Raw genomic sequence first — 12,260 nt, forward strand, 5'->3', positions numbered from 1 at the left:
TGCCTCAAGCGCTACCTCGCCCGACGCCTCTACCGTCATCTCAACAACGCCGCCGCGGCCGAATTGGGGGTTGACGGGACATAGAAGCTTCATAGAGGCACCCCCGACATCCGGGAGAGCCGCGTGCAAGCACCACGTGTGTTGTCCAAACCCCGAACCGGCCGTGCTGGCCGCCGAGCTCTGTCGACCGTCGCCGTCCTGCTGGCGTCACTGGCCGGTACCGTCCTGCCCGCCAGTACGTCGCACGCCGCCGACACCAGCGTCACCGTCGACTTCTCCACGGCCGGAGGTGCCCTCACCCACCGCGCGTCCGACACCCTCTACGGGATGACCCCCGACGGGTCGCTGCCGCAGGACCACTTCTACAAGGACATAAAGTGGCACTTCGAGCGGGCCGGCGGAGCCCAGCTCAACAGCGGCGGATACGGCACCAGCCTCGCCGACTACCAGACTCGCTGGAACGCCACCCTCGCCCAGTACAAGCGCACCGCCGCCCTCGGCGGCACCTTCATCCTCCTGCCCCACGACCTGTGGGGCGCCGACAGCACCACCAGCCAGCCCTTCCCCGGCGACAACGGCGACTGGACCCAGTTCGACAACTTCGTCAACCAGCTCTTCTCCGACGTCAAGGTCAGCGCGGCGAGCTGCGGCAGAACTACCGCGAGGGTATGGAGGACCAGGTCGGCGCCCTTGGCTTGGCCCTGAACGCCGTGGTGCTGTGGAACAGCCTCTACCTGGACCGGGCGGCCAAGCAGCTCGCCGCTGATGGCTTCCCCGTCACCGACGACCTGCTGGCTCGCCTGTCACCGCTGCAGTTCGACCACATCAACTTCCTCGGCCGCTACGCGTTTTGCCGCCCGCAGGAGGCCGTCCGCAGGCCGCTACGCGAGCCCTCGACCGGCGGGGAGGACGACGGCGAGCGGTAGGAGCGCCGATCGCGCGATGGAAGGGCTGCGCGGATAGCTGGCCTTGCGAAGGCCGCGCCCGGATGGCGACGGCATTCCTGGGAGTCTTGGGCGGACCGCGCAATGCGCGGTCCGCCGCTTCTCACGGGATGAACTTCACCTCGGGGAAGGCCGCGCTCGGGCCGTCGAGCAGATGTCCCCGGCGGTGTCGCAGGTGTAGGTCGAAGAACGCGAGCGGGTACGCCTGCTGGATCCGGACCGCCCGGGCCGGATCGAGGGTGCCGATCATGTCCTGGATCTGCTGGTTCGTCATGCCGAGGATCGTGCCCGCTTGCACGATCAGTGTCGCGTCGTCGCCGTACGTCTTGTGGATGGCCCCGTCGGCCTGGATGTTCAGCCGCCAGCTGCGAAGGTGTGTCCAGAACTCGGCGACGTCCGGCATGGCGGCCCGGGTGAACGAAGCGGTCAGCATCATGAACGGCCGGTCCAGGCCGGTGGTGATGGTCGGCTGCATCGGACCGTCGATACTGAGCCCGGCGCCAACGCGCTGGTCGGCGAGCATGGTGAGCGCGGTGGCGGTGCCGCCCTTCGACCAGCCGAAACGCGCCGATGCACCTCGGGTCGAGGGCGCCGAGCAGTCCCTGGGGCAGTGGCCTGCCGTCGACGTCGGGGTTGTGCCCGGCGGCAAGGCCCTCGACGGTGTCGAGCACGAACCGGAGGTCCGTGGCGAAGTCCCGGGGCCCCAGGAACGGCGGGCCCTGTGCCGGGACGGTGAGTTGGCCGTCGGGGAATTCGCTGAACGCGTCGTAGGTGTGGTCGACGGTGACCACGGCGTAGCCGTGGCTGGCGAGTTCCTGGACCATGATGGTGTGGTCGCCGCGGTGGCTGCCCGCGCCGTGCGAGTACACGAGGACGGGCAGGCGGTGGCCCGTTTGGTGCACGGGTGCGCCCGCGTGTGCGGCGGTGAGTGGGCCGAGGGCGGGATCGAGGGGGAAGCCGACGTCCGCCAGGAACGCCCGCAGCGCGCCCTCGGTCATCCAGGGAGCACGCGGCAGGTCCTTCGTCTTGCAAGCGGGGTACCAGACGCTGGCCATCAGCTCGCGGTGATGCCCCGGGCCGGCCACAGGATCCGGACGCGAGGTGTCGACGAGGTGGAGAGGCACCGTGCCCACTGGGTGCGGCCCGGTGGGCCTGGGCAGCGTGAGCGGCGACGGACCGGGGGCGGCCGGAGCCGCCCACGTCTGGCGCGTTGCGCTGATCGGCACGGCGGCCCCGACCCCCGTTATCAGCGCGGCTGCGAGCAAGCGACGGCGCGTCACGTCCGTCGTGGTGACCGGTGTGATGGTCACGTGTCCTCCCTGGGTTTCTTGGACGGTGTTCGGCGTGCTGTCCTGGTCCGCCGGACGTCGGCGGGAGCCGCTCACGGCTCACCGCGGTTCGCCGGGGTCCGGATCAGGACTCCGGGGCTGAGCTGCCGTGCTCGATCTGATGGATGAGTCGCTTGAGCTGGGTGACCTCGTCCCGCAGGGCGCGGTCGCCCGCAGGAGTGAGGGAGAGCCAGGTGCGGGCGCGTTTGCCCTCGTAGCCCTTCTCGATCTCCACCAGACCGGCCTTCTCCAGCACGGACAGATGCTGGCTGAGGTTTCCGGCGGTGAGGCCGAGCGCCGTGCGCAGGAAGCCAAACTCGACCCGGCGCGCTTGGTGGGCAACGGTGAGAATGCCCAGGCGCACGCGCTGGTGGACCACGTCGTCCAGGCCGGTGACGGGGTGCTGCTCGGGCTGCTCGGTCATGACGCGTTACGCCGACCGGACAGCTCGGCCAGGCCGAAGCCGAGGGCGCCGAGCAGGAGAAGCACGCCAGGGACGCCGAAGGTGGGCAGAGCGGACCGAGGCGAGGTGAATGGGATCCCCGCCCAGCCGGTGGTGAGCGGCACCAGCTCAATAGCCAGGTACACCACAGCAAGCAGCAGCAAGGCGCGGCTGCGCTCCACCCAGGCCAGCACCAGCAGCGGCAGCCCGACGGCCATGGCGTTCCCGGCGAGCCGTTCGAGGAACCTCGTCACCCCGGAAGTGGGATCGAGGTGCAAGCCCCAGAAGTCGAGCCGCTCGCCGAGCTGTGGCACTCCGTGCCGCAGGCTCCAGACCGCGGTAGCACTCGCCAGAGCGACCAGGACGATCCCCGTCAGGACGTAGGGCCGGACCCGGGTCCCGACACCACGGTTGTGGGAGCGGCGGATGTAGAAGAACGCCGTCGCGGCGTAGGCCAGGGCGAGCCCGAGGGGCCAGTAGACCGCTGAGCCCTGCGTGACCAAGGTGCAGCCGCTGCCCGTCGCGGCTTCACCCGCTGGGCAGGCAACGGTCTCGACCTTGAAGGTGAAGCGGTCGACCAGGATCCCGCCCAGTGTGAGTACGCCCAGCAGCTGGAGGGGGAACCAGGTGCAGCGCTGCGCGGCACGGACCCGGCGGGTCAGGTCGCCGAGGCCCGCGAGGACTTCATGGGGAGTGCCCGGAGAGGGCGTCGATGCGTCTGTCATGCCGTCAGCTTTGCATTGCAAACCAGTTATGGAAAGAAATCTATGCGTACTCCAAGATCGGATCCGGGACACCCGGTGGTCCGAGTCGACCCCGCTGGCCCGCGTTGATACCCAGGGGCCATCAAGTCCTCGTCCGAACACCTTCAGACACGCGCCGACAGAACACAGGCTTCAGCAAACCATCGTTTATTGAAGGAAGGAGGCCAGACCGCCCGACGGCCCCTCAGGGCCTTCAAAAACTCCTTCAAAAACCAGACTGGCTCAAGAACTCCGGCACACCGTTTTCTGACAGATTCCCGGGCGTGAGCACCCCCTCCGAGCCCGATGTCTTCGACCTCCTGGTCGCCGAACCAGCCCACCGCACCGAGATCCTCATCGGCTACGCCCGGGTCTCCACCGGCGGGCAAAAGCTCGACCGCCAGATCGACGCACTCACCGCCGCAGGGTGCCGACGCATCTTCGCCGACAAGAAGTCCGGTAAGGACGACCTCCAGCCTGAGCTCAAGGCCTGCCACGCCTTCCTCACCGCCGGCGACACCCTGGTGGTCCCCGCGCTCGACCGCTACGGCCGCTCCCTCAAGGACTTGGTGAACATGGTCGGTGAACTGCGCCGCCGCGAGATCGGGTTCTGCTCGCTGCACGAGCGCCTGGACACCACCACCCCGGCGGCCGGCTCGCCTTCCACGTCTTCGCCGCGCTCGCCGAGTTCATCCGCGAGCTGATCGTTTCCGGCACCCGCGGGGGCTTGGACGCCGCACGCGCCCGCGGCCGGGTCGGCGGTCGGCCCACCGTGGCCACCCCCGAGATCATCCGGGCCGCCCGCGACATGCTTCCCAACCCCGAGCACTCGATCACCTCGATCGCCAAGCTCCTCGGGGTCAGCCCCGGCACCCTTTACAACCACATCCCGGACCTGCAGGAGCTCCGCGCCTCCTGCCGCGTTCCGAACCAGCTCACTGGCAGCTGACCGCTCCCGCTACTGGCCGTTCCGATCCTCCCCGAGGGCCAGGCCGGGCCCGGCCCTGTGGGTGACGAAGCTGCACACCGCCGTCTGCTCCGGGAAGGTCTCCCTCGCCGCCGCGCAGAACGCCATCGTCACCGACTGGACCACCGCCCTCAGCAGGCTCGGCATCAACTGAGGCACTTCTCCCTGAGTTTCACGAATAGCTGCTCCGGCTGCTGGTGTGGCATCGTAATGGCTTGCTGGGCCCGCCGCTTTCCCCCGTAGCGGCGGGCCCGGTTGTCGTTCAGCGGACGGCGGGTCGTCGGCCCAATTCGAGCGGTGGGTGCCACGTGTGGTCTGCCGCCGCGGAGTTCAGCTGACGAGCAGTCGCCAGGCGGCGAAAAGGGGCGCGCTGGTCGGCGCATGCGCCCGGGCTGTGCCTGGCTGCGGGGGTGGCTGGCGCGGTGTGATGTAAACGCGCACGGGATGGGCGGAGGTGTTCGCTGGGCCAGGTGCCTGACCGCACCGAGGAGTCGGACACGGAGTGAACTGCCGCCAGCACGGCGGCTTCGCCTACGGCGGCCAGGCCGCTGTCCACATGCGCAACTTCGTTCTCGCCTCATGAGCAGACCACCCGGCTCACGGTTCCGATTAACCCGGGCGCAGCCTTGCGCAACACCGTCTAGGAATGGGTCGCCTTCCGCCATCTTCTCTTTTTTAGGTAAGGGCTCACTAAATTGATGCAAGATGAAACCATACTGGACGGCGCACAGGGCCCCAGCGTGAGATCCAACGGCATTTTGTGCGCTTTATGCAATGTTTGTAGCGCTACGTCCGTGCCTCACCGTGAACTTGCCATGCGGGTTCCGTGAAATTCCTATGATGATGGTCACATTGAAGCTGGAGCTGACGCTGTTTTAGGGTCTTTGTCGACCACTTATTTTTGCTTTACATCTGTGCATGGGGGCTGCAGATGTTATTTCGTCATGCCGTCACCCGTGCCTGGAAAGGAATTCGGGTGACTCCTCGTATGCGCAGGATGCTCCCGGTCGCGGGGGTTGCTGTCTTTCTGGCGCTGCCGGGCACTCCGATGCTCGCCTCCGCCGACCCGCAGCCGACCGGGGGAACCACCGCGGCCACACCATCGTCCGCGGTGGAGGACTACGCCTATCCCGGCGCGGATCAGATCCAGCGTGACCAGGGCATCAAGCTGATCAAGGGTGATGGGCACATCACCCTCGCCACGTGCGACGACTCGGCCCACCAGATCAAGGTCCTCACCGTGCAGGGACAGGGCGGCAACCCGCGCAGTGCCTACTGCTTCAAGGCGAGCGCCAAGAGCGGCTACCTCTCCCTCGAACTCCCGCGTGTCTTCGCCCTGGAGACCACCGACCACCCCATCAGCGCCGATCTGAGGCCGCAGGCCGACCCCACGGCGCCGGTCAAGACGGTGAGCGTGGACAAGAACGGCTACCAGAGCGTGGGCGAGGGCGCCGCGGGCGGCGCACCGACCGAGTTGCTGGAGTTGCGGGTCACCGGCTGACAGGCCCGCTCTCTGACCCGACCTCGTACGACAGCAAGGAACGTTCATGTCTGGCTTTCGTCCGCGCACCGCGTGGACCGGCGGTCTGATCACCGCCACTCTTCTGGCCGCCGCCACCCTGGCCGCCACGCCCGCCGGTGCCGTCTCCGGCCCGCAGGCCCCGGACGCCGTCTCGGCCGCCACCGCACGCCTCGACATCGGCGGCCAGCGCGGCTGTTCGGCCACGCTCGTGGCCCCGCAGTGGCTGCTGACAGCCGCGAGCTGCTTCACCGACACCCCCGGCCAACCCCTCGCCCCCGGCGCGCCGAAGCTGAAGACCACCGCCACCATCGGTGGCAGTGCCCAGCAGGTGGTGAACCTGGTGCCGCGCACCGACCGGGACGTGGTGATGGCCCAACTGGACAAGCTGGTCAGTGGCGTCACGCCCCTGCCGGTGGCCGGGACGGCGCCCGTGACCGGGGATGCGGTCCAGGCCGCCGGGTTCGGACGGACGCACGAGGAGTGGGTGCCCGACCAGGTGCACGCGGCCGCCTTCACCGTTCAGAACACCGCCGCCACCACCCTGGACCTCACCGCCAAGTCCGACGGCGCCGCGATCTGCAAGGGCGACACCGGCGGTCCCGTCCTGAGCACCGCCGGAGCGGTCGTGGGTGTCAGCAGCCTGTCCTGGCAGGGCGGTTGCCTGGGCACTGACCCCGCCGAGACCCGCACCGGGGCCGTGGCCGCCCGGGTCGACGACCTGTCCTCCTGGGTCCAGCAGGTCGCCTACGCCCCCGTTTTCGCGGCCGCCCCGTGGAAGCACGCCGTGCAGATCACGGCCGGCTACTACGCCGGTGACTCGGTCGGCGGTACCCGCCACACGGACCTGATCGTCGTCTGGGACGACGGCAAGGTCACCCTCTACCAGGGCGGCTACGGCAACGACCCCGCCCGCCCCTTCGCCGCGGAACACCAGCTGCAGCCCGAGAAGAGCATCTGGACCCACGCCCTGAACGTGGCCAGCGCCAACACCGGCGACTCCACCGACGGAGTCGTGGTGCGGTGGTCCGACGGTGAGATGACCCTCTACACATCCGTGGACGCCAAGGGCTTCCACGGCGAGAAGCAGCTCGCCCCGCCCCACAGTGCCGAATGGCAGAACGACGCCCAGCAGCTGACCGCGGGCCGCTTCACCGCGAACGGCCTGCGCGACGACCTGCTGGTGACCTGGCAGGACGGCCACGTCTCCGTCTTCGGTGACCTGGCGGTCAACGGGCTGAAGAAGCAGACCCAGACCGTCGCCAAGAACAACACCTGGCCCGACGCCGAGAAACTCGCCTCCGGCTCCTTCACCGGCAAGGACACGGATGACCTGCTGGTGCGCTGGATCGACGGCGAGACCACCATCTACCCCGGCATGACCGGCAAAGCCCTGCCCGGCGAGATCAGGATCCGGCCCGAGAAGTCGTACTGGGTCAACGCGGCCGCGATCACCGTCGGCGCCTTCAGCACCAACACCACCGCCAACGACGTCCTCGTCCGCTGGAACGACGGCCACGTCAGCTACTTCACCGGCGTCGACGCCAAGGGCCTCCACGACGAGATCCAGCTCGCACCCGCCAACTGACGCACCCGGACACGGCCTTTTTGAGGGAGCGGCCCGCGGACAACCGTGTGAGCCGCTCCCTGGCACCGCGCTGCCCAGGAGCCAGTGACCAATGGCCCCCCAGCGGCACAGACGAGCGGTGCATCAACCCCCCAACCGAAAGAACGAATCGAGTCCGCAGTGACACATCCACGACGCCCACGGCGCGTCGCAGCAGGGCCACAGCGCGCGGTTCGCGCGCTGTGCCTGGGCCTGCTGCCCAGCGCGCTCGTACTGGGCCTGCTGGGACCCGCGCCCATCCCCGCCAGAGCCGACGGAACCACCCCCACCGACACAGGTATCTCCGGTGCGCTCCCGGACACCGACCGCGCCAAAGTAGTACGCCTGTGGGAGACCGGCGGCCCCGGCGTGCGAGCCGCCGCCGAGGTCGCGCTCGTCGGCAGTGACGACGACGTCAAGAACTTCCTCTCCCAGGCCTCGGACATCAATGTCCAGGACGAACGGGTGGCCGTCGCGCAGTACGCCAGCGTCGGCGGCCTGAGCGTCCAGGATGCCGCCCGCAGAGCCCTCGACGGGACGCCGGACGACCTGACGGCGTTCCTGAAAGACGGCTGGAAGCAGCCGCTGGAGCAGGATCAGCGGGTCCGCGTCGCACAGATCATCGACGCCGGCGGACCCGAGGTGCAAAAGGCGGGCCGCGCCGCGCTCAACGGCACCTCCGAGGACATCAAGAAGTTCCTCGAGAACGATCAGTACAACGACCGGGAGCAGGACGAGCGGATCGAGACCGCCCAGATCATCAATGCGGGTGGTCCGAACGTCCAGGCAGCCGGCCGTATCGCGATCAACGGCACCCCGGACGACATCCACGAGTTCCTGCAGGTCGGCCAGTACGTGGCCCGTGCCCGCGACCAGGAACGCGCCACGATCGCGCAACTCGCCGACCAGGCGGCGAAAGCGGGCAAGCTGGCCGGGCAGCAGACCCGGGCCGCCAAGGACGCCTCCGCCCGCGCGGTGACCGCGGCGAAACTGGCCAAGCAGGCCGCGCAGAAGGCTGAGAGCGAGACCGAGGCCGCCCACAAGGACACCCAGCACGCGGCCGCCGCCGCTGCCCGCGCGGCAAACGCGGCCAAGCAGGCTGCCGACGCCGCGCAGACGGCGATCGACGCTGCCAACGCCGCCACCGACGCCGCCCGAGTGGCCGCCAACGCCGCCTCCGCGGCCGCAGCGGCCGCCGACGGTGCCGCCCAGGCCGCCTCCCAGGCCCGGGACGCGGCCGCCAATGCGGCCGTCGACGCCGGCCAGGCAGGCGCCGCCCGCAAGGCCGCTCAGCAGGCCCGGGACGCCGCCGCAGGCGCCCGTGCCGCCGCCACAGCCGCCGATTCGGCCCGCACCGCCGCAGCTTCCGCTGTGGACGCGGCAAAGGCGGCAAGCGGCGCCGGCAGTGACGCCACCGACGCCGCGAACGCGGCCGACCAGGCCAACACCCTGGCTGACGAGGCCGGCGCCCACTCCGCCGAGGCCGCGAACGCCGCGGCCAGCGCGCACCGGCACGCCCGGGAGGCCAGCCGCGCCGCCGACGCCGCCGAATCCCTGGCGAACGAGGCCGCCACCGATGCCGGCGAGGCGCGTGACGCGGCGAACGACGCAGCCACGCATGCCGAGAACGCGGCCAAGGCGGCAGACGACGCCGCCGCCCACGCCGGGCAAGCGGCCACCGCCGCCAAACAGGCCGCCGCGCACGCCCAGGAGGCCAAGAAGGACGCCGACGCCGCCAGTGCGGCCGTCGCCAAGGCCCAGAAGGTCCACAACCTCGCGGTCCGTATCGACGCCGAGCAACTGACCGCACGTACCAACGAGGCCATCGACCGCGCGCAGGACCTCAAAGCGGAGGAGGACCAGCGCACCGCGGCACAGCATGCAGCTGTACAGCAGGCCAAGGACCTCCAGGCCGAAGCGGCCAAGCTCGCCGACCAGGCAGCCCAGCCCGGCGCCGATCCCGCACAGATCGCGCCCGAAGCCCGCAAGGCGGCCCTGGCAACGGCCAAGACCGGTCGTCCGTGGAGCCAGTCCGCCGCCCTCGTCGCCCTGGCCGGATCCGACACAGACGTCACCACATACATCCGCACCGGCCGCCAGGAAGCCAGCAGCCAGGACGACCGCCAGGATGTCGAAGGCCTTGCGCTGGTCGCCGGCTCCGCCGACGTCCGCGCCGCCGCCGCCAAGGCTCTGGAAGGCGACGCTGCCACGGTGAGTGCGTTTCTGGCCACCGGCCAGTACGAGGCCATGAAGCAGGACATGCGCCTCGTCGTCGCCCGGACCATCGCCAACGCCGGCCCGATTGAACAACAAGCCGGCCGCACCGCACTCAACACTGACACGACGGACGCCCTGCGCCAGTTCATCGCCACCGACGACACCCAGGCACGCACCCAGGACGAACGCGTCCGCGCCGCCCAGCTCGCCGACACCAACAACAAGAGCAGCGGCCCGCAGGTGAAGGCCGCCGCACGCATCGCTCTGGAAGGTCCCTCCGACCTGCTGCACGCCTTCATCACGGTCGGTCAGTACAAGGCCCAGCGGCAGGACCAGCTCGCCACCACCCATGAGGGGCAGATCCAGCAGCTGATCGCGCAGGCTGCGGGCATCGCCGCCACCGCCCAGAAGAACGCGGCCGAAGCGGGCAAGGCGGCAGCCACCGCCGCCAAGGCCGCCTCCGAAGCCGCTGGTTACGCCAAACAGGCCGAACAGGCGGCGAGCGACGCGAAGAAGTACGCCACCCAGGCCAACGGCTATGCAGCCCAGGCCGAACAGTCCGCCAAGGACGCCGCCGCCTCGGCCAAGACCGCCCGCAACGCCCAGCAGGACGCCGAAAACGCCGCAGCCGCAGCCATCACCTCGGCCACCTCCGCCCAGTACTCGGCCGACTCCGCACGGGGCTCCGCCGACTCGGCCTGGACGGCCGCCCAGAACGCCCGAGTCTCAGCCACGGCAGCGGGCAAGGACGCCACGGCCGCGGCACAGGCGGAGACGGAGGCCTACCACACCGCAGTCGTCAAACAGCGGCAGGAAGCGGCGCGGTTTCGGCAGTGGGTCGAGGAACAACGGAAGAACAATAGCCAGCAGGATGATGATGACGGCAGCTGGCTACCGGGGTGGCTCAAGGACACCGTCAACACAGTCAGCCCTTATGTGAAGGCGTTCTGGGACAACAGCCCGCAACTCGCGGCTGACCTGCTCGAGAGCGTTGGCGGCGGCTTCATAGCGGACGTGGGAATCACGGAGGGCATCGTAGGCGGCGGCGGCGGAGTCTTGCTGTGCCCCGAGACACTGGGTGCTGGCTGCCTCGAAGCAGTTCTGGCGGTCAGCGGTGGCATAGCCACGACTGGAGGCGGCCTCGCCATGGCCAACGACGGCGTCCACCGCTTCAGCGACGACTTTGACCAAGCCCTTCGCGAAGCCCGGGAAGAACGCGCTGAGACAGAGACGTGCACCAAGTGCTTCGTGGCCGGCACCAAAGTACTCATGGCCAGCGGCCCTGCGAAGAACATCGAGAGCATCAAGGCAGGCGACACAGTAGTCGCTACCGACCCGCGCACCGGGAAGACCGCGCCGCGTAAGGTCGCACGACTGATCATCACCGACGGCGACAAACACTTCGACGAACTCACCATCAACACACCCGACGGACCCCGCAAGATCACCGCCACCTACGAGCACCCCTTCTGGGACCCGACGGAAAAGCGCTGGGTCGAAGCCCATGACCTCCGAGCCGGATCCACCCTGCTGAGCAGCGACGGAAGCACCCTCCGTGTCCAGGCCAACCGTGCCTTCGACCAACGAGTACGCACCTACAACCTCACCGTCGAAGACCTCCACACGTACTATGTGCTCGCGGGTGAGACTCCGGTACTCGTTCACAACGCAGATCCCGGTGACTGCTTTCGCGGTGCCAGGCCTGGAGAATCGCCGAACTTCGTTCCGAGACCGAACGATTACAAGGTCGATCCGGAAACGGGATTCGTACGTGAAACGCACGGGGTTTCGGTATTCGACAATTCCGGGAGCGTTTCTTCGAAGGGGTTCATTCCGCACCAGATCGACGAGTCAAGCTTCCCTGATACGCTTCGGGTGATTCAGCGAGGGAAAGATCCTCGCCATTTTGAGATCGTTCCGGCGCCAGGGGCGAATCTCACTCCTGAAAGGTACGCGGAGGAATTGGCGAAGATCAGGACTCGAAAGTAGGGAAGGAGTGCCGAGCAGTGTACGAACTGCAGTTTCCTGACTACCTATCAGGGTATGAAGTCGAAACGGAAGCGAAAGGCTATCTGGTTGGTGTGAAGGTGGTCTCCTCTGGCGCCACCTTTGAGCTGACCGTCTACGATGTTGTGCGGCTGGCGCAAGAAGTTGCCGATGAAGTGCAGTCGGATGGATCTTTCGCCGTGGCCAATCTTTTGGTCGTGCCTCACGTGACTCGTGCTGAAATCACTCGAGCGGTAGAACGACTGTCACGAGGCCACTTCCAGGGACTGGTACCCCGGGCCAAGGCGTAGGCTAGCCTGCCCGATGGACCGCTTGGCATTGCTACGTGGAGAGACAGTTCAATAGCTGCTTAGCGTTGAAGGAGCCCCACCAAGTGTCGTTGGTGGGGCTCCTTAGACGGTGTCCTATGTGGTGAGGCGGAGCAGTCGCTTGTAACAGCACAGTGCTGCAGCGAGGCCAAGAAAGGCGAGGTAGTTGCGGGGATGGC

9 protein-coding genes and 3 pseudogenes are annotated in these 12,260 nt (G+C 68.4%); 8 read left to right on the top strand and 4 right to left on the bottom strand.

What is annotated here, in order from left to right; translation table 11 throughout:
- Positions 1-123: 123 nt before the first annotated feature.
- Complete coding sequence (locus tag ACFYOH_RS43520; RefSeq protein WP_388637604.1) at positions 124-705, top strand: hypothetical protein; 582 nt, start codon at positions 124-126, stop codon at positions 703-705.
- Positions 630-926 (top strand): annotated as a pseudogene (locus tag ACFYOH_RS43525) (Tn3 family transposase); the annotation flags it as partial. The gene ACFYOH_RS43520 and the pseudogene ACFYOH_RS43525, both read left to right, overlap by 76 nt.
- Before the next feature lie 121 nt (positions 927-1,047).
- On the opposite strand, the gene ACFYOH_RS43530 reads toward ACFYOH_RS43525, so the two are convergent.
- The 4 genes and pseudogenes from ACFYOH_RS43530 to ACFYOH_RS43545 all read right to left on the bottom strand — a co-directional run bounded on the left by ACFYOH_RS43530 (position 1,048) and on the right by ACFYOH_RS43545 (position 3,439).
- On the bottom strand, positions 1,048-1,419 hold the full coding sequence (locus ACFYOH_RS43530) for a hypothetical protein (RefSeq protein WP_388637607.1): 372 nt from the start codon (positions 1,417-1,419) through the stop codon (positions 1,048-1,050).
- 355 nt (positions 1,420-1,774) lie between these two features.
- Positions 1,775-2,329 (bottom strand): annotated as a pseudogene (locus ACFYOH_RS43535) (hypothetical protein); the annotation flags it as partial.
- Between the two features lie 28 nt (positions 2,330-2,357).
- Positions 2,358-2,696: a winged helix-turn-helix domain-containing protein gene (locus ACFYOH_RS43540; RefSeq protein ID WP_388637585.1), complete on the bottom strand. Its 339-nt coding sequence runs from the start codon at positions 2,694-2,696 to the stop codon at positions 2,358-2,360.
- Positions 2,693-3,439 (bottom strand): hypothetical protein, encoded by a 747-nt coding sequence (locus ACFYOH_RS43545; protein WP_388637588.1) that lies wholly within the window; start codon positions 3,437-3,439, stop codon positions 2,693-2,695. The genes ACFYOH_RS43540 and ACFYOH_RS43545 overlap by 4 nt, the downstream gene beginning before the upstream one ends.
- On the opposite strand from ACFYOH_RS43545, the pseudogene ACFYOH_RS43550 reads away from it, so the two are divergent.
- From ACFYOH_RS43550 to ACFYOH_RS43575, 6 genes and pseudogenes are all read left to right on the top strand, one after another.
- Positions 3,427-4,151: pseudogene (locus ACFYOH_RS43550) on the top strand (recombinase family protein); the annotation flags it as partial. The gene ACFYOH_RS43545 and the pseudogene ACFYOH_RS43550 overlap by 13 nt on opposite strands.
- Before the next feature lie 33 nt (positions 4,152-4,184).
- A complete protein-coding gene (locus ACFYOH_RS43555) occupies positions 4,185-4,406 on the top strand; it encodes a helix-turn-helix domain-containing protein (protein ID WP_388637610.1) in 222 nt (73 codons plus the stop codon).
- A 1,006-nt stretch (positions 4,407-5,412) separates the two neighbouring features.
- The gene (locus tag ACFYOH_RS43560; protein ID WP_388637591.1) at positions 5,413-5,925 is read left to right on the top strand and encodes a hypothetical protein; all 513 of its coding nucleotides are present in this window, start codon (positions 5,413-5,415) and stop codon (positions 5,923-5,925) included.
- Between the two features lie 46 nt (positions 5,926-5,971).
- Positions 5,972-7,531 carry a trypsin-like serine protease gene (locus tag ACFYOH_RS43565; RefSeq protein WP_388637595.1) on the top strand — a complete coding sequence of 520 codons (1,560 nt, stop codon included), beginning with the start codon at positions 5,972-5,974 and terminating at the stop codon, positions 7,529-7,531.
- Between the two features lie 159 nt (positions 7,532-7,690).
- A complete protein-coding gene (locus tag ACFYOH_RS43570) occupies positions 7,691-11,755 on the top strand; it encodes a polymorphic toxin-type HINT domain-containing protein (RefSeq protein WP_388637598.1) in 4,065 nt (1,354 codons plus the stop codon).
- Positions 11,756-11,772: 17 nt separating this feature from the next.
- Positions 11,773-12,063, top strand: a complete 291-nt coding sequence (locus tag ACFYOH_RS43575; protein WP_388637601.1) for a hypothetical protein — start codon at positions 11,773-11,775, stop codon at positions 12,061-12,063.
- The last annotated feature ends 197 nt before the right edge of the window (positions 12,064-12,260 follow it).

Source organism: Streptomyces sp. NPDC007856 (assembly GCF_042868225.1).
GTDB lineage: Bacteria > Actinomycetota > Actinomycetes > Streptomycetales > Streptomycetaceae > Streptomyces.